Annotated in this window: 22 protein-coding genes and 2 pseudogenes; 10 read left to right on the top strand and 14 right to left on the bottom strand. The window is 57.4% G+C overall.

The annotated features are described in order from the left end of the window. Positions 1-412: 412 nt before the first annotated feature. The 3 genes and pseudogenes from H8F23_RS29225 to H8F23_RS05495 form a co-directional block, all read left to right on the top strand. Positions 413-523: pseudogene (locus H8F23_RS29225) on the top strand (hypothetical protein); the annotation flags it as partial. Positions 524-751: 228 nt separating this feature from the next. Continuing rightward, positions 752-1456, top strand: a complete 705-nt coding sequence (locus H8F23_RS29230) for a methyl-accepting chemotaxis protein (RefSeq protein ID WP_407692550.1) — start codon at positions 752-754, stop codon at positions 1454-1456. 110 nt (positions 1457-1566) lie between these two features. Next, positions 1567-2010 carry a hypothetical protein gene (locus tag H8F23_RS05495; RefSeq protein WP_194933666.1) on the top strand — a complete coding sequence of 148 codons (444 nt, stop codon included), beginning with the start codon at positions 1567-1569 and terminating at the stop codon, positions 2008-2010. A gap of 310 nt (positions 2011-2320) precedes the next feature. Here H8F23_RS05495 and H8F23_RS05500 read toward each other — a convergent pair whose 3' ends face one another. Together H8F23_RS05500 and H8F23_RS05505 are read right to left on the bottom strand one after the other, a co-directional pair. Then, positions 2321-2626: a PepSY domain-containing protein gene (locus tag H8F23_RS05500; RefSeq protein WP_194933667.1), complete on the bottom strand. Its 306-nt coding sequence runs from the start codon at positions 2624-2626 to the stop codon at positions 2321-2323. 161 nt (positions 2627-2787) lie between these two features. Then, on the bottom strand, positions 2788-3915 hold the full coding sequence (locus H8F23_RS05505) for a glycerophosphodiester phosphodiesterase (RefSeq protein WP_194933668.1): 1128 nt from the start codon (positions 3913-3915) through the stop codon (positions 2788-2790). Between the two features lie 221 nt (positions 3916-4136). Here H8F23_RS05505 and H8F23_RS05510 point away from each other — a divergent pair, with 221 nt between their 5' ends. Continuing rightward, complete coding sequence (locus tag H8F23_RS05510; RefSeq protein WP_116029935.1) at positions 4137-4463, top strand: DUF2025 family protein; 327 nt, start codon at positions 4137-4139, stop codon at positions 4461-4463. 125 nt (positions 4464-4588) lie between these two features. Here the strand turns inward: H8F23_RS05510 and H8F23_RS05515 are convergent, their stop codons facing one another. Next, the gene (locus H8F23_RS05515) at positions 4589-4894 is read right to left on the bottom strand and encodes an antibiotic biosynthesis monooxygenase family protein (RefSeq protein ID WP_194933669.1); all 306 of its coding nucleotides are present in this window, start codon (positions 4892-4894) and stop codon (positions 4589-4591) included. Further along, the gene (locus tag H8F23_RS05520; RefSeq protein WP_194933670.1) at positions 4894-5598 is read right to left on the bottom strand and encodes a CTP synthase C-terminal region-related (seleno)protein; all 705 of its coding nucleotides are present in this window, start codon (positions 5596-5598) and stop codon (positions 4894-4896) included. The genes H8F23_RS05515 and H8F23_RS05520 overlap by 1 nt, the downstream gene beginning before the upstream one ends. 15 nt (positions 5599-5613) lie before the next feature. Here H8F23_RS05520 and H8F23_RS05525 point away from each other — a divergent pair, with 15 nt between their 5' ends. Beyond that, complete coding sequence (locus H8F23_RS05525) at positions 5614-6555, top strand: LysR family transcriptional regulator (protein WP_194933671.1); 942 nt, start codon at positions 5614-5616, stop codon at positions 6553-6555. Here the strand turns inward: H8F23_RS05525 and H8F23_RS05530 are convergent, their stop codons facing one another. From H8F23_RS05530 to H8F23_RS05545, 5 genes and pseudogenes are all read right to left on the bottom strand, one after another. Next, complete coding sequence (locus tag H8F23_RS05530; protein WP_194933672.1) at positions 6556-7089, bottom strand: DUF1003 domain-containing protein; 534 nt, start codon at positions 7087-7089, stop codon at positions 6556-6558. It lies immediately after the preceding gene. 187 nt (positions 7090-7276) lie between these two features. Next, positions 7277-7837: a methyl-accepting chemotaxis protein gene (locus H8F23_RS29235; RefSeq protein ID WP_407692551.1), complete on the bottom strand. Its 561-nt coding sequence runs from the start codon at positions 7835-7837 to the stop codon at positions 7277-7279. Then, positions 7823-8596 (bottom strand): annotated as a pseudogene (locus H8F23_RS29240) (PAS domain-containing protein); the annotation flags it as partial. The pseudogene H8F23_RS29240 and the gene H8F23_RS29235, both read right to left, overlap by 15 nt. 189 nt (positions 8597-8785) lie before the next feature. Continuing rightward, positions 8786-9853 carry a diguanylate cyclase gene (locus tag H8F23_RS05540; protein ID WP_194933704.1) on the bottom strand — a complete coding sequence of 356 codons (1068 nt, stop codon included), beginning with the start codon at positions 9851-9853 and terminating at the stop codon, positions 8786-8788. 156 nt (positions 9854-10009) lie between these two features. Next, positions 10010-10618 carry a TetR/AcrR family transcriptional regulator gene (locus tag H8F23_RS05545; RefSeq protein ID WP_194933674.1) on the bottom strand — a complete coding sequence of 203 codons (609 nt, stop codon included), beginning with the start codon at positions 10616-10618 and terminating at the stop codon, positions 10010-10012. 217 nt (positions 10619-10835) lie between these two features. Here H8F23_RS05545 and H8F23_RS05550 point away from each other — a divergent pair, with 217 nt between their 5' ends. Further along, the gene (locus H8F23_RS05550; RefSeq protein WP_194933675.1) at positions 10836-11891 is read left to right on the top strand and encodes an MBL fold metallo-hydrolase; all 1056 of its coding nucleotides are present in this window, start codon (positions 10836-10838) and stop codon (positions 11889-11891) included. Between the two features lie 21 nt (positions 11892-11912). On the opposite strand, the gene H8F23_RS05555 is transcribed toward H8F23_RS05550, so the two are convergent. From H8F23_RS05555 to H8F23_RS05565, 3 genes are all read right to left on the bottom strand, one after another. Continuing rightward, entirely contained in the window at positions 11913-12194 is a 282-nt protein-coding gene (locus tag H8F23_RS05555; protein WP_194933676.1) for an XRE family transcriptional regulator, read from the bottom strand. Positions 12195-12204: 10 nt separating this feature from the next. Beyond that, positions 12205-12522, bottom strand: a complete 318-nt coding sequence (locus tag H8F23_RS05560) for a helix-turn-helix domain-containing protein (RefSeq protein ID WP_194933677.1) — start codon at positions 12520-12522, stop codon at positions 12205-12207. A 93-nt stretch (positions 12523-12615) separates the two neighbouring features. After that, positions 12616-13383: an AraC family transcriptional regulator gene (locus H8F23_RS05565; RefSeq protein WP_194933678.1), complete on the bottom strand. Its 768-nt coding sequence runs from the start codon at positions 13381-13383 to the stop codon at positions 12616-12618. A gap of 112 nt (positions 13384-13495) precedes the next feature. Between H8F23_RS05565 and H8F23_RS05570 the strand changes: the two genes are divergently transcribed. The 3 genes from H8F23_RS05570 to H8F23_RS05580 all read left to right on the top strand — a co-directional run bounded on the left by H8F23_RS05570 (position 13496) and on the right by H8F23_RS05580 (position 16344). Then, on the top strand, positions 13496-14311 hold the full coding sequence (locus H8F23_RS05570) for a sulfite exporter TauE/SafE family protein (RefSeq protein WP_194933679.1): 816 nt from the start codon (positions 13496-13498) through the stop codon (positions 14309-14311). Between the two features lie 77 nt (positions 14312-14388). Further along, the gene (locus H8F23_RS05575; RefSeq protein ID WP_194933680.1) at positions 14389-15063 is read left to right on the top strand and encodes a DUF6933 domain-containing protein; all 675 of its coding nucleotides are present in this window, start codon (positions 14389-14391) and stop codon (positions 15061-15063) included. Between the two features lie 132 nt (positions 15064-15195). Then, entirely contained in the window at positions 15196-16344 is a 1149-nt protein-coding gene (locus H8F23_RS05580) for a hypothetical protein (RefSeq protein WP_194933681.1), read from the top strand. 3 nt (positions 16345-16347) lie between these two features. On the opposite strand, the gene H8F23_RS05585 is transcribed toward H8F23_RS05580, so the two are convergent. After that, entirely contained in the window at positions 16348-17334 is a 987-nt protein-coding gene (locus H8F23_RS05585; RefSeq protein WP_194933682.1) for a hypothetical protein, read from the bottom strand. Between the two features lie 191 nt (positions 17335-17525). On the opposite strand from H8F23_RS05585, the gene H8F23_RS05590 reads away from it, so the two are divergent. Next, positions 17526-18620, top strand: a complete 1095-nt coding sequence (locus H8F23_RS05590; RefSeq protein WP_324187878.1) for an HNH endonuclease — start codon at positions 17526-17528, stop codon at positions 18618-18620. Between the two features lie 136 nt (positions 18621-18756). Here the strand turns inward: H8F23_RS05590 and H8F23_RS05595 are convergent, their stop codons facing one another. After that, positions 18757-19290, bottom strand: coding sequence for a BRO-N domain-containing protein (locus H8F23_RS05595; RefSeq protein ID WP_194933684.1), 534 nt, complete (start codon positions 19288-19290; stop codon positions 18757-18759). Positions 19291-19367 lie beyond the last annotated feature (77 nt).

The following is a 19367-nucleotide window of genomic DNA, read 5'->3' on the forward strand; positions in this document are numbered from 1 at the left end:
CAACCTGCAATTCAAGGTGCAGGTGCAGGAATGGAAAAACGTTCTGCTGCGCGGCAAGCAACCGGCGGATCTGAGCAAATATTGGGGGCAGTTCGAAGATCGTCAGCGCGACGTGCAGAACATCCTCGGCGAACTGGCCGGGCAGAAAGGCCTCGAGCCGAGCCTGAAAAACCGTATCGAACGCCTGCGCGATGAGCATCGTCAGCTCGGTTCCGCCTATCAGAAGGGCCGCGATGCCTACGTGGCCGCCGGTGGCGATCCGACGGCGGGTGACACAGCGGTCAAAGGCGTCGATCGCGCCACCAGCGATCAGATGAGCGAACTGGTCGCCGAATTGCGCAAGCAAGGTACAGAGCAGTCGGCGCTGATCAGTGCCGAAGCCGATCGCACGGTGTTGTTCGGACTGTTGGTGATGCTCGCATCGGGCCTGCTGATCGGCCTGCTGAGCCTGTGGCTGGTCAACCGCAACCTGGTCGAGCCAATCCGCAAGCTGATCGATTACGTCACTCAGTTGAGTCGCGGCAAACTCGCCGAGCGCGTGGTCAGCGACCGCCAGGATGAGCTGGGCAACCTCGCCGCCGCCGCCAACACCTTGCGCGATTTCCTCGCCGAAACCTTCACCCGTTTGCAACGCAGCGCCAGCGATCTGGATAGCGCCAGTGGCGAGTTGAATGCGATCGCCACGACCATGGCCGGCGGCACCAACGAACAATTCAATCGCACCGATCAAGTGGCCACGGCGATGAATGAAATGTCCGCCACCGCCCAGGAAGTGGCGCGTCACGCCGCTGATGCTGCGCGTGCGGCCGACGATGCCGACCAGTCCGCCCAGCAGGGTGAAAAGGTCATGCAGAGCACCATCCACTCGATCACCCAGATGCGCGGCGAAATCGCCAATACCGCCACGGTGATCCGTCGTCTGGAAGCCGACAGCGGCCGCATCGGCAAAGTGCTGGAAGTGATTCGCGGCATCGCCGAACAGACCAACCTGCTGGCCTTGAACGCGGCCATCGAAGCGGCGCGCGCCGGTGAGGCCGGGCGTGGTTTTGCCGTGGTCGCCGATGAAGTACGCAACCTCGCACAACGCACCGCCGAGTCGATCATCGAGATCAACCAGATCATCCAGAGCGTGCAGACCGGCGCGGTGGACGCGGCGCAAGCCATCGACAGCGGCCAGACGCGCAGTGATGAAAGCGTCGAGCAGGTGACCCAGGCCGGCGCGATGCTGGAGCGCATCACCCACGCGGTGGAAGCGATCCGCGACATGAACCGTCAGATTGCGACCGCCGCCGAAGAGCAGACCTCGGTGGCCGAGGACATCTCGCGCAACCTCACCGAGATCACCTCGATCGCCAGCACCAACCTCGACAACGTGCAGCGCACCGAAAGCGCGAGTCAGAACCTGCACAGTCTGTCGGGGGAGCTGAACGAAGTCACCGCGCGTCTGAGTGCCTGACGCCAATGCCTGTGTACCGGTTCGGATACCGAGTCGGTACACAGTCGATCTCAAATTGAAGCAGCCGTGGTCGATGACCGGTTATCTATAACCGGCATTGGAGCCTTTCCATGGTCAGCATCACTTCTGTTTCGATCAATCAGACCGTCAGCGCACCTTCCAGCAAAACCGCAATCAGCGACGTCGGTGACGATACCTCGACCACGGCAGCCGCCAGCACTGGCGTGAAAGCGGACACCAGCAAAGTGGCTGCGGGCGGTGGTGCGGCACCTGCGGGTGACAGCGATTCCAGCAGTGAAGAATCGGATTCGGTGAAGGAACTGCGCAAGCAGATTGCCGAGTTGCAGAAGCAATTGCAGGAGGAGCAGCAAGCGCTGCAAGCGGCCCAGGCGAAGCAGGAAAGTTCGGATGCCAAGGCTGCCGAAGTAGCCGCTGCACAGGCGCAGATCACTGCCACCTCGGCCTCCCTGTCCACCGCCACTGCCTCATTGTTGCAGGCCTTGCAGGATTCCGACTCGAGCACCTCGGGTTCTTTGGTCAGCACCTCGGTGTGATGCCCTTTTCCCTCACCCTAGCCCTCTCCCAAGGGAGAGGGAACTGACCGTGGTGACTATTTGAGGTACGCCGACCTGAAATATCGAGGCGCACTCAGGTCTTGGTGTTTTCTTGTCGGCTGCAAGATTGCGAGTCGAACTCAGGCCTTGAATAGCCCCCGATCGGCTCCCTTTCCCCCTCGCCCCCCTGGGGGAGAGGGCTGGGGTGAGGGGGAGAAAATCTCACTGACAACGCATCAACAAAACCAAACACCAGACACAAAAAAAGCCGCACGATTTCTCAATCGTGCGGCTTTCCCTATTTGCGGTATCAAGTGTCTTGCTTGTTGCTCAACACCTTGCCAGTGGTCGCATCAAAGTCCACATCGAACTCTTTGCCATCAGCGGTCTTCAGTTCAACTTCGTACTCATAACCGTTGAAGTGGTTATCCAGGTCCGTGTCAGTAATAGTCGCACCCGGATGCAGTTTCAGCGCTTCGGCATTCATCGATTCCAGCGACTTGATCTTGCCTTCCTTGACCAGTTGCGGGATCTGGTCGACGCGGACATCAGCCAGGGCCACGCCAGCAGTGAGGGTCAGGGCAGCGGCGGTAAACAGGGCAGTCAAAGTTTTCATCGGCTCATTCCTTGGGTGACTCGTTTAAGTGGCCTCAGGTTACCCAGCGCAACTTAACTCACCCTTAAAACCCTGCACCCAAACAAAACGGGCAAGCCATGCACCTGCACAGAACCTGTGAGAGCGTGGCTTGCCCGTGATGATGGCGCCTGGATTTCAGATCAGAACCCGTTGTTCTTCAACACCTGATCAACACTGCCGGCCGCCGGGCGTTTGTAGAACTTCAACAATTCGCTGGCGCGGTTGGTGAAGATGCCGTCGACACCGGCCGCCATGACTTTCTCGAAGTCCACCGGCTCGTCAACGGTGTAGACGTGCACCAGCATGCCCTGATCGTGGGTGTATTGGTTCATCCACGGTTGCACCAGATCCGAATAGCTCTGATCGCCGCCCTTGGTCAGCTTCGCCGACGGGCCGGTACCGATGGCACCTTGCGACTTGGCGTAGTCCACCCATTGCTTGAATTCGGCTTCGGACTTCGGCTCTTGTTTGCCGTAGAAAACGTTTTTGTCTTTCTCGCCGGACTCGGCAAAGGTCACTTTCGATTTCGGCTCGATGCTGCCTTCACCGACCCACAGCAGGAGGATCTTCGGCACTTGCGGCATTTCTTTTTCCAGCAGGGCAAGGCTGTTCTTCTCGAACGTCTGCAGGATCACCTTGCCTTTACCCTGACCAACACCCAGTGCGCTTTTCGCCAGCTTCGAACCGGCCGGGCTCAGCCAGCCGCGATCCTGGAGTTTTTCCTTGAGGTCTTTCTCGATCCCGGGAAACAGCTGCGGCTCTTTGGTCTCGATGTACAGGCCCGGCTTGTGTTGCGGATTGGCCTGAGCGATGTCGATGATTTCATCGAGGGTCAGAATTTTCAGCCCGGTGTAGGACGGGCGGGCACGATCCGGGTACTTGGCGTTAAACCAGCTGCCCGCGTCGAGGGTTTTCAGTTCGGCCATGGTGAACGCGGTTGCCGAGGCATCCTTGCGCTCCGGAAACTTGGTGGCGACGTCGGTGGTGCGTTGCAGGTTGTCGTCGTGCAGGGCGAACAGCACGCCGTCCTTGCTGCGCTGCAGGTCCATTTCCAGGTAATCGGCGCCGAGGTCGCGGGCCAGTTTGTAGGACGCGGCGGTGGATTCCGGTGCATCGAAGGACGCGCCACGGTGAGCAATCACCGCCGGGTGCGGGATGCCGTTGGCGGCAGCGATCGCTTTCGGGTCGGTTTGGCTGGCAGCGTGTGCCTGGCCAAGACCGAGCAGCAGGCTCAGGACCAGAGCGCTTTTGGTGAAAGTGGCGGGCATGTTCGAGTTCCTTTCGCAGGGCATTTTCAAAGACGTACCTTTTAACAACTGAATTGATTGCGTGCTATCGCAGGACCGACATAAACGTATTAAAAGCGATTTTTCCTGCACTTTTGTGGCGCTGTTTGCAGTACGCTTGCCCTCGGCAGACGTCCCGGCAGAGGGCGCGCCGCTCCGTTGCCCTGCGTGTAAACCATCGATCATCTTTCGTGAGGTTTACCATGCGCATCACCTCCCAACTCATCTGCCAGGCTGCCGACGATCTCAAGGGGTTTGTCGGCCTCAACCGCAAGACCGGTCAATACATCGTGCGTTTCAGCGAAGATTCGTTCGGCATGGACGTGGCGGATGACGGCATTATTCCTGTGAATGAATTCGTCTGGGCGCCGGCGACGGCGCAGACCATGACCCTTAAACGCGAGTTGATTCAGTTGTTGCTGGATCAGAACATCGATGAGCGGATCAACATCACCGAGCCGTTGCGGGTGTATATGAGCAAGGTTGAGGTGCCGGAGATTGTCGCGGTGCGCAGTCTGGTGCGCGGCTGAGATTATCTGTGACAGTGCGGGCCTCTTCGCGAGCAAGCTCGCTCCCACATTGGATCTGCGTTGATCACAAATCCCCTGTGGGAGCGAGCTTGCTCGCGAAGGCGGCCGAAAGCATGACCCTGCAATTACTGGTTGAACCAATACTCACGCTCAACCCGGCACACCCGCGTATGAAACGCCGAATACCACTGCAAGCGCCCGCGCTCCTGAATCAGCCGATGCTCAGGGTTCTGTCGCCACGCCAGAATCGCCGCTTCGCTCTGCCAATACGACACCGTAATCCCGACGCCATCCGCGCCGCGAACCGACTCCACCCCGAGAAAACCCGGCTGTTCACGCACTAATAATTCCATGCGTTCAGCCGCCTCGGCATAGCCGTTGTCACCCTCGGTTCGGGTCGAGGTAAAAATCACCGCAAAGCAGGACGCCATCAACGCGGCTCCATGCAAGCTTCAACAAACGCGCGCACCAGCGGCGGCATCTGCCCTTTGAGCGCGGCACGTTCCGGTTGAAACAGCGTCGCGACAAAGAATCGGTGATCGTTGAGTTCAATCGCGCGTAAATCCCCTGACGAATCATGACCGACAGCTTGTAGCCGATCGTTCAACAGTTCCTGTTCGAACAGCGGATTCACACCAAAGCGGCAGCGATACCCTTCACTAATCTGCGACGTTTCGTACGCCTTGGCGATCAACGAGTCGGGAACCAAGTGAATAGTGTCCACCGCTTCGACCAGCGAACAGGTCAACGGCGTAAGTACCGCGCGTTCAGAGTCGGGCGATGTTTCACCATGTTCCGCATCCACCCAGCCCAACACGTTGCGGGAAAATTCCAGCACCGCATGCTGAAAACCGCCGCAGGTGCCGAGGAACGGGCGCTGCTGTTCGCGGGCAAAACGGATTGCTCGCAGTGCGCCGTCTTCGCTTTTGTAGGGGCTGGCCGGCACGCACCAGAAACCGTCGAAATCGCCGAGTGGTGTATCGGCGTGGATCTGCTCGGTGGCCAGCCATTCGAATTGCACGTTGCGATTGAGGTGTTCGGCGACCAGGCCGAGGGCGACGGGAATGGCTTGGTGGGCGGTGACTTGCGGGTCGTAATCGCCAATCAGGGCGATACGAATGGCGCTGTTTTCCATGGGGGTTCCCTGCGCTTGTTGATTGATGGCACTCACTATAGATTGGCGTTCACGCACTCAACATTGGCGTTTGCCCAAGTGATCAATGCAGCCACGCACTATCAGCTCGACTACCCCGACCTCGCCCTGATTCTCGCCTTGGTGCGTGGCGGCTCTCTGGCCCGGGCTTCGCAGCTGTTGAAGGTCGATGTGTCGACGGTATTCCGCGCCGTGCGCCGTCTCGAAGCCGCACTCGGCCAGCAATTGTTCGAAAAAAGCCGTGCCGGTTACCTGCCGACGAACCTCGCGCAGACGCTGGCCGAGCAAGCTGAACGCGCCGAACAGGCATTGGAAGCCGCACGTATCGGCGTGGACCAGGGCGGCGAAGTGGTCAGCGGCACGGTGCGTCTGACCTGCACCGATTCGGTGTTGCAGGGTTTGCTGCTGCCGGCGCTGGCGCAGTTCATGCCCAATTATCCGGCGTTGGCCATCGAACTGAGCACCTCCAACGACTTCGCCAACCTCAGTCGCCGTGATGCCGACATTGCTCTGCGCCTGACGCGGACACCGCCCGAGCATCTGGTCGGACGGCAGTTGGGGAAGATTTCCTACCGGGTCTGCGCCAGTTCGCGCTATCTGCAAAATGTCGATGCTTCGGATCTGACGGCGTTGACCTGGATCGCCCCGGATGACTTTTTGCCCGATCATCCGACTGTCGCCTGGCGTCGTCAGCATCTACCCGGTGTCACCCCGGGCTATCGCTGCAACAGCATGTTGTCAGTCACGGAGCTGGTTCGCGCAGGCCTCGGTGTGGCGGCATTACCGGACTTCCTCATCACCGAGGGGGTGCAGGCGTTGAGCGAGCCGCTGCACGGTTACGACACCGCGTTATGGCTGCTGACGCGCCCGGATTGCCGGGCGTTGCGCTCGGTGGTGACGTTGTTCGATGAACTTGGGCGTGCGCTGCGTTTGCCGTGATCAGCGCTGCGGGTTCTGGCGCATATGATCGTGCAGCTCGCTGGTCAGGCTGGCGATGCGTTCGGTGAGGTTTTTGGTCATTTCGGTGAGACGGGTGTTCTGCTCCAGCAGCTCAAGCAGTTGCGCGGTGTTCTTCGCCGCTTGGGCCTGACGCTCGGTATTGGCCTGTGCCAGCGCTTCACGGTGTAGCGCATCGGCATCGGCTTGTGCCTTGTCGCGGGCGGCCTGACGGGTTTGTGCCAGCAGAATCAGCGGTGCGGCATAGGCGGCCTGGAGGCTGAAGGCGAGGTTGAGCAGGATGAACGGGTAAACGTCGAATTGCGTCACGCCCGACACGTTGAGGCCGATCCACACCGCGACGATCACGGTTTGCGCACCGAGAAACAGCGGCGTGCCGAAGAACCGCGCGAATGCCTCGGCGCGCAGCGCAAACTTGTCGTTGCCGAAGGTGGTGTTGAGGTGGGCGTGGGGGCGGTGGAAGCGCAGGTGATCGACGGGGACTGCTTCAGGTGCTGCGGTTTTCTCAGTGGTCATGGTGAACTCGGCAGGGCGTGGGACGTGCAGTCACTATAGCCCTGCGTTGTGGCGACCGGCCCCTTCGCGAGCAAGCTCGCTCCCACAGGTATTCGGGGTGTTCACAAACATTGTGATCGAATGGGTCCCTGTGGGAGCGAGCTTGCTCGCGAAGGCCGCGACGCGGTCTGGCTGCCTTGCACAAGGCTTAACCCGGCACCCGCTCATTGGCAAACATGCTCACCGCATCCACCGCCTCACTGGCACCATCACGAATCTGCAGAATCACCGTCCCCGCCTGATTCGCCAATTCGACCCCTTCAGCCGCGCGACCCCGGGTGCCTTCCATGCTCTTGATGGCCTGACGGGTCTCGTTCTGGATCAGCCCGATCATGCTGGAAATTTCCGCCGTCGAGCCGCTGGTTCGAGCCGCCAGTTGTCTCACTTCATCGGCCACCACAGCAAATCCGCGACCCTGCTCACCGGCGCGCGCGGCTTCAATCGCGGCGTTGAGCGCCAGCAGGTTGGTCTGGTCGGCAATCGCGCGGATGGTATTAACGATGGCGGTGATCTGCTCGGAGCGTTCGCCCAGTTGGGCAATCAGCGTTGAAGATTGCGCAATGTCTTCGGCGATTTCGCGCATTTCGCTGGCGGCTTGCTGGATCACCTGCGTACCTTGCTCGGCGACTTTTCGCGTCGCTACCGAGATGTGATAGGCCGCGCTGGCACTGCGTGCATCCTGTTCGTGTTGCTCCACGCGCGCGGTCACATCGGAGGCGAACTTCACCACTTTGCACAAGCGCCCGGCAGCGTCGTAGACCGGGTTGTAATTGGCTTCGAGCCACACGGTTTGCCCGCGTTTGTCCACGCGCTCGAACTGCCCCTGGAAAAGCTCGCCCTGGTTCAAACGCCGCCAGAAATCCTCATAAGCGCTGCTGTTGACCAGTGCCGGCGTGCAGAACAAACGGTGATGTTTACCTTTCAGCTCGGCGAGGGTGTAACCCATGCGCGTCAGAAAATTCTGATTGGCCGTAAGAATGCTGCCGTCGAGGTTGAACTCGATCACTGCCATCGCCCGGTCAATCGCCTGCAACTTGGCGTTGGCCTCACTTTCCTGCTGCACTTTGGCGGTCACGTCCATGGCGTACTTGACCACTTTCACCACCCGCCCCGAAGCATCCTTGATCGGGTTGTAGCTGGCTTCCAGCCAGATCGGCTGGCCCTTGCCGTCGACCCGTTCAAACGTACCGGACTGAAACTGGCCGTTTTTCAGGCGTGACCATAACTCAGTGTATTGAGCACTACGGCCGAACTCTGGTGTGCAAAAGCGCCGGTGCGGTTGGCCGATCGCTTGTTCGGCGGTGTAACCCATGGTTTTGAGAAAGTTGTCATTGGCGCGCAGCACCACGCCATCCAGGTCGAACTCGATCACCGCCATCGAGCGATTGATCGCATCGAGCAGGCCGGCTTGTTCGGTGAGGGTGCGCTGAAGATCGTCGACGACGGCTTTGTGGCGTTTGAAGAACATGCTCGCAGTACTCTGGAAGTGGGGAGATCGAGGATTCAGTCCCTATTTCCGCGCCGGCAGACCGAATGCGCGGACGGCATTCGGCAATGACTGCTCAATGCCAGCATTCCATAGCTGGCAGATGGCTACTTATACAAAACTTCATAAAGTTGTACAAGAAAGTAATTATTTGTAATTTTGTATAACTTTTTAGGCGCTGGCGTTGTCTGTCGCGGCCCGGCTCAAGGCCACGCTGATGGTATTGCGACCTGTGTGTTTAGCGGTGTAGAGCGCTTTGTCGGCATCGTCCAGCCAGTCCAGTGCATCCTTGTACAAGGGTTGATAGCGCGCCAAACCGATACTCAGACTCACTCGCAACTCTGGCACCTGCGGATGACGATACTGCTGCAGAGACTCACGCAGTTGCTCCATCAAGGCTTCGGCCTTGTGCAGCGGCAGTGTCGGCAGTATCACGCAGAACTCGTCACCGCCATAGCGTCCGGCCAATTCGTACTGGTCCAGCAGCCGTTTGAGCTCCTGACTCAATTGCTGAAGCACTTCATCGCCGACGATGTGCCCGAAGCTGTCGTTGATCTCCTTGAAACGGTCGATGTCGATCAACGCCAGCGTGGCTTGGCTGTTGTGTTGGCGGCATTGCTGAAATTTCAGGTGCAGCAGGTCTTTCCAGGCCCCGTGGTTGAGCAGGCCGGTGAGACTGTCGGTGCGGCTCAGGGCACTCAGTGCGCGTTTGTGTTGGGAGAGTTTGATCGCCAGGTGATAACAGACCATGCCCAGCGCCAGCGGATAAAGAGTAAGCATCGGCAGGCAGGCCCAGACTTGCGTTTGGGTCATCGTCAGGCTGAATTGGACACCGAAAATCGCCCAGCCCAGCAGTACACCGGCGAGTTGCGCGAGGACGCCGAACACGAACAGACGTTGGCCGCCGGCGGCAACGTTGTTCATGGTCATCATCGACAGGATGGTCACGGTGGTCAGCGGGTTGAACTGAAAGCACGCCGCCCAAAAACCGCCGAACATCGAGTCGTATAACAAATTGCGGCGTTCAGCCTGATACGGGAACGCCGAGCGCGTGGAGATCTGGTAAGCCAAGTGCGGCCAGGCGAAACCGTTAAACAACAACAGCGCCCACAGCCAGTCGGGCATGTTCAGCGGATACAGCGCCGCAGCGACGCTGAAGAATCCCACGCCCAGACCAATGGCTCTGGGCAGATAAATACGTCTGGCGAATGACAAGCCTTTGCCGCGTTGGTTTTCCATGATGCCCTGCGCGAAATTCATCCTGAAATACTTTGCAGTATTTTCTCAGGCTAACCGTTCGTCGGTCGATTGTCGGACATTGTCATTTATTCCAACGGGAATAATCAGTGTCCTTCCGAGCCATTTAGTCGATGGTTCGCGCAGGAGAGGGGCGATTTAGAGCTGATAGTGGGCCAGAAACATTTCCAGCGCCGATTCGGCGACGGTGTTTTGCATATCGATATCAAGAGCGGCGCGGCCCATCGACATCTGTGGCCAGAAGGCAAAGGTCTTGAGCAAGCCTTGCACCTGGTGCGCGGCGAACTCCGGATCGACCGGCTTCAGTCGGCCATCGGCCTGTGCGGCGCGAATCCAAACAGTCAGACCTTCCTCACGTTCACCCATACGCTCGACCATGTTCTGCGCACGCTCCGGCGAATGGATCGTGGCGGCAATCGCCACGCGTGCCAGGGTCAGGAAATTCTCGTCGGCCATCAACTGCACCTTGGCCTGCAGCATCTTCAGTAACTGCTCACGCAACGGCTGATCGCGGTTGTAGGTCACCGATTGCTCAGCGCTGATTCGTGCCCACAACTGGTTGAGAATTTCGGCGAACAGCTCTTCTTTGCTGGGGAAGTGGTTATACACCGTACGTTTCGACACACCGGCCGTGGCGGCAATCTTGTCCATGCTGGTGATCTCGAAACCGTTGGCACGGAATTCGGTAATCGCCGCTTGAATAATGGCTTCGCGTTTACGGTCGGTGAGGCGTTGTGGAGCTGTCATAAGTACGCTTCGGCAGTGAAAGGGTGAAATTACACTTGGCAGTTTACTTGTCATCCGCTTTGATGCAACCTAGAAACTACACCGCCCAGTGTAATGTTGCGTTAATCCTCGCAATCTAAAAAACAGACAGTTCGGCCTATGCGTGCAGCTTTGGCCATTTATCGTCCCAACCGTGGAGAAACCGCGAATTGCGCGGTTTTTCTGGAGTCATTCAGTCATGGCCAATCCAGTTTCGATCCCGGATAACACATCCACGCCTGAAGCCTCGCGGCAGCATCAGGGGCTGTTTCGCAATCACGCACCCGTGCAACGCGAAGGCCTGCGCAAAATGCTGCGGATCATGTGGAACATGATTTTCCACAAACCGCGCAATACCCGGCCCGCAGCGCCAATCCCGGTGCAAGCGTTGACCCGGGAAGAGCTGTTGGCGGCGCCCAACCACAGCGTCTATCGCCTCGGCCATTCGACCCTGCTGCTGAAGCTGCGCGACAAATTCTTTATCACCGACCCAGTCTTCGCCGAGCGCGCCTCGCCGGTGCAATGGGCCGGGCCGAAACGCTTCCACCAGCCACCAATCAGCATCGATCAGTTGCCGCCGATCGAAGCGGTGATTCTGTCGCACAACCACTACGACCACCTCGATTATCAGGCCGTGCTCAGACTGGCCGCCAAGACCAACCTGTTCCTCACGCCACTGGGCGTCGGCGACACGCTGATCAAATGGGGTATCGATGCCAGCAAGGTCCGCCAGTACGATTGGTGGCAGGGCGCCGAGATTGCCGGCATCCGCTTCGTTGCTACACCGTCGCAGCATTTTTCCGGCCGTGGCCTGTTCGATGGCAACAGCTCCCTGTGGGCGTCCTGGGTGATGATCGACGGCGCCACGCGGATCTTCTTCAGCGGCGACAGCGGCTACTTCGACGGCTTCAAACGCATCGGCGAACAATACGGCCCGTTCGACCTGACCCTGATGGAAACCGGCGCCTACAACGTCGAATGGCCGCATGTGCACATGCAGCCCGAAGAAACCTTGCAAGCGCACATTGACCTCAAGGGCCGCTGGCTCTTCCCGATCCACAACGGCACCTTCGACCTCGCGATGCACGCCTGGCACGAACCGTTTGACCGGATCCTGGCACTGGCGTGGGAGCGCAGTGTTTCCATTACCACGCCGCAGATGGGCGAGGCGTTTAACATTGCTCAACCGCAACGCGGGGAGGCGTGGTGGTTGGCGGTTGAAGGGGAGAGTGAGGGGGTGGTGCAGAGCGCCTGATGAGTTGGAAACGGTTCGCGTCTAAGGGGGCGAACCGGTTGCTCCAGAACCAAGCCCTGAAATCTTGATGTTGTAATTGGCCATCGTAGTAACGGGTACCTCCCGGAATTTTCTACGAAGGATTTGCTGGAGATTCTCCAGAGATATTCCCAGTCTTTGTGCGGCTTCAGATTCGCTTATGTCGGTGGACTCGATGAGCGAGATCAATTTTGTCGCGTACTCGGACTTGATCAGCATCTCGCCTGCATGCTCAAGCCCTAAATCTTTATAAACATTGCCTGTGCTTTCTTCGATTTCGCTCATGTTTTTATCCTTACTCAGCCATCGCAAAATCCCCACGCCCCACCGCTTCCGACGAAACGCCCTGAGAACTCGCACTACGCCCCGGCGCAAATCCGGGAAAGAACACCAACCCCTGCGCCTCAAACCGGTAAGCCAACGCCAGCCGAGCCGCATCCGCGACATCCTGCTGTGCTTCAAAGCGTTGGATGTCTTCCACAGAAACCTCAGCTTCCCGCGATAGCTGTTCCACGCTCCAGCCCAGCATCGCTCGGGCCTGGACGCAGTGCGTCGGGGTGAACTGGAAAAGGGCAATGCGTTCGAGGATGTGGTTCATCGCAAGAGAGGCCATGGTGTGCTCCGGGCTCAAGAGTGCTGATTGAAAGTGTACTGTGTTTTTGTACAGTTGTTTTCGGCCGGGATCAAACGCATTTTTTGATTTGCCCTAATTTGCCGCCTCCAACCAGACGGACGGTGCCTGACCAAGGATCCGCCGGAACATCGTCGAGAACGCCGCCGGGCTCTCATAACCGAAATCCAGCGCGATGCGCGTCACCGCTTCACCCGAGGCCAAACGTGCCAGCGCCAGGACCACGCAAGCCTGCTGCCGCCATTGCCTGAAGCTCAGCCCGGTTTGTTGGCGAAACAGTCTGTTGAAGGTGCGCAAGCTTATGTGTAACTGGTCAGCCCATACCTGTGGTGATTGGTGGGCGTACGGCTGATGCAGAAAGTTCTGACACAGAGACAGGAGTTTTCCGTCAGGCGGCAGCGGAATGTGCAACGGCAGCGGCGCACTGCGCGTCAATTCATGCAGCAACAGATCGATCAATACGCCATCGCGCCCGTTAGGGTCATAGACCTGCGGCACCTCCACCGCCTCCATCAGCAAATGTCGCATCAACGGCGACACACTGATCACCTGGCAACGTTCCCCCAAATCCACTGCACCCGGTTCGATGTACAAGCTGCGAGTGCTGACCCCAAGCATTACCACCTCATGCGCCACCCCCGGCGGAATCCACACCGCCCGCTGCGGCGGCACCACCCAGTTGCCGTCATGGGTGCTGACCTGCATCACACCGGTCGCGCCGTACAACAACTGCGCCCGCCGATGCGTGTGAAAAGGCAGCAAGTGACCGTGGGAATAATCCGTACCGATCGCCACCACCGCGCGCGGCGTGTCATCCAGCAGATTGATCGAAACATTGCGCATCAGGCGTTTCCCAGTGGTTGGCGTAAACGCAAACATTATTGGCTGACTTGCTGAAGCAGGCCAAGCGATGCCGCTCTATCGTCGGCCGTTCTCCCTACACGGACGCCTCGACATGTTCTATCTACTGCTGACTTTCTTCGGTTGCCTCACCGGCATCACCGCCGTCCTGTTCGGCTTCGGCGGCGGCTTCGTCGTGGTGCCGCTGCTGTATCGCATGCTCACCGCCAGCCACGGCGCCGACGACCCGATCGGCCAGTCGGCGATGCACATCGCCGTCGCCACTTCGACCTGCGTGATGATCGTCAACGCCCTGATCGCCACCGACAAACACCGCCGCGTCGGCAATCTCATTCGTCATTACCTGTGGCCGTTGGGTGGGTTCATCGGGTTGGGCGCAATCGTGGGTGCAATAGCGGCGGTTTGGGTCAGCGGCGACGTGATTCGCTACGCATTCATCGGCTACCTCGGCGTGACCATCGTCGATTGCCTGCTGCGACGCGGATTCCTCACGCAAAACGCAGACGTCATCCCACGCCGACTTGGCGCTATGGAAACTTCCGCAGGTGGCGTAGGCATCGGCGCCATCGCGACGTTTCTCGGTGTAGGAGGCAGCGTCATGACCGTGCCGCTGTTGCGCCGCTGTGGACTGAGCATGTCGCAAGCGACGTCCATGGCCAATCCGCTGAGCGTGCCGGTGGCGTTGGCCGGAACGCTGACGTACATGGCATTGGCCGGGTTCAGTCAGGCTGACTTGGGCACGTGGTTTGTCGGGTATGTGGATCTGCTCGCGTTTGCGGTGCTGACGGTTGGCTCGCTCATCGGGATTCGATTGGCCGCGCCATGGATTGGACGGATACCAGATCGGGTGCATGCCTGGGTCTATATCGGGTTGCTGATTATTGTGCTGCTGTGTATCTCGCTTAAATGAACCATTGCCATGTCACAGCAGAAGAAATCAAAATCGACAACCGAGTACTGTCCTCCATCAATGACCAGAGAACCAGGATGTTGATCTTCAATTGCACCGAAGCCGCCAGCAAGTTTTTCAGCCGTGTTCACAAAGGCAAAAAGATTACGCCGGTGGACAACAAACCGCCGTCGCCGGCCATCGAAGATGACGAAGCCTCCAGTTCCGTAGAGCAGTGGCTAGTCCATGCGATCACAGTGCAACGCAAGCATGTTTTGTTGGTTATCCATGTGAAAACCCGTTACTGCATGGTCTTCGCCGACGCGAAAAAGGCTGACACAGAAGGTTTCGTTGCCTGGTTTGCTGATCGTTGGCGTGAAGGATTGATCCGCGATGCGATCAATCACGGCCTTATGGATTGGGTCGATGGGGGCATCATGCCGGAGCGTATGGAGCAAGTCTGTAGCGACTATAAGTTTTATCGGCGCAGCCATCGCAGTGCACAAAAACATATTGATGAAATTGCCTGGTATTTCGAGGGCAATGCAGCCGAGTGGGGTTGTTTGCCACAGAGTGAGCGTGAAGAGATTGGTTTCGATGCCGCGATGAATGACACGCCCAGAAGCAGCAAAGGCCAGAAAGATACCTACTGGCCGAATGTTGAAATGGTCGCTCACTGGTTGCGTGAGTATTGCGTTGTTGATGAGGCGGGTATCGAAAGTGCTTTGAAGCGACGTCTGGAGGCGTGGCGAGAAATCAGGGCTTTTCATTAAGCGCCCATGTGCAGCCGAAATGTACGGTTGCACTCGATTCTCTGGCTTGGCATCGCCATAATCCGCCCCGACTTTCTCCTCGCCGGCGTGCAAACCCCAGGCGCGGCCTCCGCCTCTTTCAAGGATCGATCAATGCTCAAGGGACTGATGCGCCTGGCGCTATATGCTGCGTCGCTGTTCACACTGATTTCCACTGCCCATGCCGAAGATGGCCGGCGCGTATTTACCGGTACGTTGGGCAAAACGCCGATTGTCGTTGAGCTCGACACCACGCAGCCGGATGAAGTGACTGGCCGTTACTTCTACGAGAAGTATCATCGCGATTTACCTCTCAACGGTGGGTTGCAGAACAGCACACTTACTCTGACCGAGGGCAACAATCGCTACAGTGATGACAAGCCGCTGCCGACGCTGAAACTGAAACCCACTGCTGATGGCTGGCAGGGCGAGTGGCAAAGTCCGAAGGGCAAGAAGCTGCCGGTGAAACTTGCCGAAGCCAAACTTCCAGCGCCGACATCAACGACTTTGCCTTTCATTGCCACACTGCCGAAGAGCGAACCCTACGAATATTTGCGTTTACAGGGACTCAAGCTCAAGCCCGCGAAAACAGAAAGCTTCATGGGTTATAACCTGCAGTGGTGGGTCGAACCGGATTCGAAAATTTCGTTGTTCAGCGTGGCATCCGGCTACCCGGCGCAAGATCAACTACGCATCAATCAGCTATTGCTTGAGCGACTCTGGCGAGAGGTCATTAGCTACCACGCCTGCATGTTGCAAGGTGGCGAAAATGCCGAGCAGTATCAGAGTGTCGCGCCCACGTTCCTGTCGCCGGACGTGGTCAGCCTGAACATCAATACCGGGTATGACTGTGGTGGCGCGCACCCCGATGTCACTAATTCCCCCGTCAACCTCAATGTTCACACTGGCCAAGACATAAAGCTGCAAGACGTGTTGTGGGTTGGAGAGCGCGAGAATACTTCGACTGGAGCAAGCGCCAGCAATCAGAGCGATGTGTTGACGCCGTGGCTGATCAAACAATTCACAACGCTGTATCCCAACGAAATGAAAAAACCGGCCGACGGTGATGAGGACAGCTGCGATTACACCGATGAAAATGTCTGGAGCGTTTTGAATTGGCACTTCACTGCCAAGGGCATTTACTTGGGACCGTACTTTCCGCGCGTACAACGTGGTTGCGATGAACCAGAGTGGTCGATTCTGCCGTACTCCCTCGTCAAACAACACCCCGGCGCCGTCAACCTGCAACTGCCCCAGGGTTAACCGTCACTCCAGCCCCGGCGCTTCACGAATAATGAAGTGATCCAGGTTCTCGATATTGGCATTGAAGACCTCGAAAGGCTTTTCGGGGTTCTTCTTGCCGGGCACCTGCTTCAACTCCGGCGTCACCCCATAGAAGAAACAGAACAACGCCTTGTCGCTATCCGCCGCATGCTTGATCTCTTCCAGAAACGCCTTGCGCTTGCGGTAGTTGTCGATCAGCTTCTTGTTCAGATAAACGCTGACCGGGTATGGCTTCTTCTTACTGTCCTCGGGCTTCTTGAACCAGACCTTGTCCTCGAAATCGATGCGAAAACTGGCACTGTGGAAGTCCTCAATCTTCTTGATCCGACCCCAGTAAATCAGCCCCTTGTTGTCCGTCAGATACTCGATCTTCTTGAAGAACGAACTGTACGGCGCCGAATGCTCGCCGACCTTCAACGGCATCCGCTTAAGCAACTCCTTGTCCGCGAAGTTCGAAACAAAACACTCCACCGGATGCGCAAACACACTGGTCTTGTCCGGCGCCGACTCACGACCCGCCGACTCTTTACCACTCTCCGCCGTCACCCGCACCGGATCATCCCGCAACACATCCGCCGCCCCCGCTGGCGCGACAGGCTTGCGCACATACTCACGCCGGGTCAGTAACAACTCCGATGGAAAGTGTTCCTCACGCCCGTCATCCACCTCGCCATCCGCCGTTTCAACGCCAGACGCTGAAGCCTTCAAACTCACATACGGACAACCCGCCACATGCTGCGTAGTGGGCAGATTCTTGAAGTGCGGCGTGCGCACGTAATTCACGTTCTTGGCGTTGAACGTACCCAACTCATTGGAAGCCTCGAACGCCGAACGACAGGCATCGTTGGGGCACTGGAAGTGTTCCTTCGCAGAGTCGAACGCCACCGTCTCATCGAAATTGAGATCGCGAACATCATAGATCGACAACTTGTCGTCGAGGCTGAGGCAGTAGGCGAGATCGAATTTCATGGTGGGGCTCGGGTCCTTGAGGAGAAGATGGCGCGTTAAGACGAGTAAACGAGTTAGGGGGAGCACGCCGATATTAAAGGCAACGCCTAGAAATAGTGGCTCTTTGCTCTGTCATGTATTGAAACCCTTTTGGAGTTTGGCGACTATAGGAATTTTCCTACAGCCATAGACTACAAAGGGCGGCACTCGTGGTGATCAAAGCGGTCTCGAAGGAACGAATAGGCAGCGCGATGCTGGAGTTTGATCACAAATTTCGGAGTAGGCCTGAGTGGCAAAGCTGGGAAAAAAACCAATCGCATCGTTATGCCATTAACGCGGGCGGGGTCCTGTATCCAGCGAAGAAAATTGTCTCTTTGGCGACTGGCATTGCGGTAGGCGATTTTTCGGGTGGGCATCCGACCAACAGTTACCTTAAGAAGCGAGGCTTCACTATTGTGGAGTTACCTCGTGAAGAAGGTGAGCTTGTGTTGCAGTTCACGCCAGGGGTTGTTTATGACCGAAAAACTGAAATCAATGGGCCGTTCGGTGGTAGTCGACAAAGCGGCATAGCAGCGTCAGCTATCTATCCTGTGATTTTTTTGTTCACTGGCGATAGCGGTGAGCAATATGGTTATGCCGACCGTTGTGAAGATGGCGTCTATTTTTATACCGGTGAAGGTCGACGAGGGGCGATGACTTTGACTCGTGGCAACCGCGCTATTGCTGAGCATGCTGTGGATGGCCGAGCACTGCATTTGTTTAAGTCACTCGGCAAAAGTAAAGGCTGCGCTTATGTGGGTGAGTTTTCTTGTGCTGATATGTTCACACGGACTCAGCCGGATGTAAGTGGCCAGGATCGTGCGGCTATTGTGTTTCGACTAGTCCCAGTTGGTATTTCTGGCGGAACGATTGAAGTTGGTGACGAGTACGAGGATAAGGCTGACCTTCCCGAGTCTCTGGCTGCTGCGCGGCTGGTGGCGCTCGCTGCTTGTAAGCTTGCCAGTGATGGAGTCGGGCAATCCGCCCCGCGTAAGATTTATCAGCGTAGCCAGAAGGTCTCGTACTACGTATTGATGCGTGCTCAGGGAATATGTGAAAGCTGTGAAATGCCAGCTCCGTTCTTGAAGAAGGATGGCACACCCTATTTAGAACCACATCATGTGAATAGGCTCTCCGATGGCGGTTTAGACCACCCACGGTATGTGGCAGCTGTATGTCCAAGTTGTCACCGGGAAATTCACTCTGGGGTGCATGGCGCATTGGTGAATCAGAGATTGAAGCTTCGGTTGGAAGCAATTGAAGGTTAAATATTCCAATCACGGTTGTTCTTTTTCGCACCCATACGATTGCCGAGGGTGCAAACCCTCGGCCGATATTGAATGGCTGTCATGAACTCCTTATGAAGAGTCGTGGGGCTCGAAAGCGCTCCTATAAACACGTCACCTAGCCCATTGAGCGCTTCGAAGAATGGAACGCCTGAGCAACTCGGCGCCACCAAGGTCGAGTCGTAGTTGCTCTCCGCTGCGGCTGATCATTTAACAGGTGAGGCATATCCCGCAGCCGAATCCACCCCTCATCCTGCCAATGCAGCAAACTCAAAGACATCTCTGGCCAATCCAACAAGCTCAACATTGGCCGATTTGAATCTCCCGAATCCGCAGCATCGCGCAAGGTCGGCACTACCTCATTGGTCAGCCACTCACGCAACAACCGATTCCCCGGAACGTAGTGATAGACCAACAGCGCATACACCCCAGACTCACTGAGCATCAGATGCTGTTCAGGTTCTCGAAAGTACTCAATCCACATGATGCGGCGCTGATCGCTATCCAGCTTGTTGACTACCCGATCATTCAGATGGAAACCCATCAAGCGGCCGAAGTCGCGAGCGGAGAACCAAGGCTGGTTTTCTATTAGAAGGGCATGTAGAGAAAGGTTGTGGCGAGAGAAGACTATTACCGAGCATGGATCAGACATATTTATGACCTCTACGTTTTGGATTTTGGGAGGGCCTGACCCCAACGTAGAGCGGACTTAAGAAATCCCAACGAGCA

This window comes from Pseudomonas neuropathica (assembly GCF_015461835.1).
GTDB lineage: Bacteria > Pseudomonadota > Gammaproteobacteria > Pseudomonadales > Pseudomonadaceae > Aquipseudomonas > Aquipseudomonas neuropathica.

What these genes read in the sequence shown, in the direction of transcription:
- H8F23_RS29230 (WP_407692550.1), top strand. Translation starts at nt 752, where the DNA reads ATGTCCGCCACCGCCCAGGAAGTGGCGCGTCACGCCGCTGATGCTGCG.
- H8F23_RS05520 (WP_194933670.1), bottom strand. Translation starts at nt 5,598, where the DNA reads ATGGAAAACAGCGCCATTCGTATCGCCCTGATTGGCGATTACGACCCG.
- H8F23_RS05515 (WP_194933669.1), bottom strand. Translation starts at nt 4,894, where the DNA reads ATGGCGTCCTGCTTTGCGGTGATTTTTACCTCGACCCGAACCGAGGGT.
- H8F23_RS05585 (WP_194933682.1), bottom strand. Translation starts at nt 17,334, where the DNA reads ATGAAATTCGATCTCGCCTACTGCCTCAGCCTCGACGACAAGTTGTCG.
- H8F23_RS05565 (WP_194933678.1), bottom strand. Translation starts at nt 13,383, where the DNA reads ATGCGCAATGTTTCGATCAATCTGCTGGATGACACGCCGCGCGCGGTG.
- H8F23_RS05595 (WP_194933684.1), bottom strand. Translation starts at nt 19,290, where the DNA reads ATGTCTGATCCATGCTCGGTAATAGTCTTCTCTCGCCACAACCTTTCT.
- H8F23_RS05495 (WP_194933666.1), top strand. Translation starts at nt 1,567, where the DNA reads ATGGTCAGCATCACTTCTGTTTCGATCAATCAGACCGTCAGCGCACCT.
- H8F23_RS05500 (WP_194933667.1), bottom strand. Translation starts at nt 2,626, where the DNA reads ATGAAAACTTTGACTGCCCTGTTTACCGCCGCTGCCCTGACCCTCACT.
- H8F23_RS05555 (WP_194933676.1), bottom strand. Translation starts at nt 12,194, where the DNA reads ATGAGCGAAATCGAAGAAAGCACAGGCAATGTTTATAAAGATTTAGGG.
- H8F23_RS05575 (WP_194933680.1), top strand. Translation starts at nt 14,389, where the DNA reads ATGTTGATCTTCAATTGCACCGAAGCCGCCAGCAAGTTTTTCAGCCGT.
- H8F23_RS05580 (WP_194933681.1), top strand. Translation starts at nt 15,196, where the DNA reads ATGCTCAAGGGACTGATGCGCCTGGCGCTATATGCTGCGTCGCTGTTC.
- H8F23_RS05560 (WP_194933677.1), bottom strand. Translation starts at nt 12,522, where the DNA reads ATGGCCTCTCTTGCGATGAACCACATCCTCGAACGCATTGCCCTTTTC.
- H8F23_RS05505 (WP_194933668.1), bottom strand. Translation starts at nt 3,915, where the DNA reads ATGCCCGCCACTTTCACCAAAAGCGCTCTGGTCCTGAGCCTGCTGCTC.
- H8F23_RS05530 (WP_194933672.1), bottom strand. Translation starts at nt 7,089, where the DNA reads ATGACCACTGAGAAAACCGCAGCACCTGAAGCAGTCCCCGTCGATCAC.
- H8F23_RS05510 (WP_116029935.1), top strand. Translation starts at nt 4,137, where the DNA reads ATGCGCATCACCTCCCAACTCATCTGCCAGGCTGCCGACGATCTCAAG.
- H8F23_RS05570 (WP_194933679.1), top strand. Translation starts at nt 13,496, where the DNA reads ATGTTCTATCTACTGCTGACTTTCTTCGGTTGCCTCACCGGCATCACC.
- H8F23_RS05550 (WP_194933675.1), top strand. Translation starts at nt 10,836, where the DNA reads ATGGCCAATCCAGTTTCGATCCCGGATAACACATCCACGCCTGAAGCC.
- H8F23_RS05545 (WP_194933674.1), bottom strand. Translation starts at nt 10,618, where the DNA reads ATGACAGCTCCACAACGCCTCACCGACCGTAAACGCGAAGCCATTATT.
- H8F23_RS05540 (WP_194933704.1), bottom strand. Translation starts at nt 9,853, where the DNA reads ATGGAAAACCAACGCGGCAAAGGCTTGTCATTCGCCAGACGTATTTAT.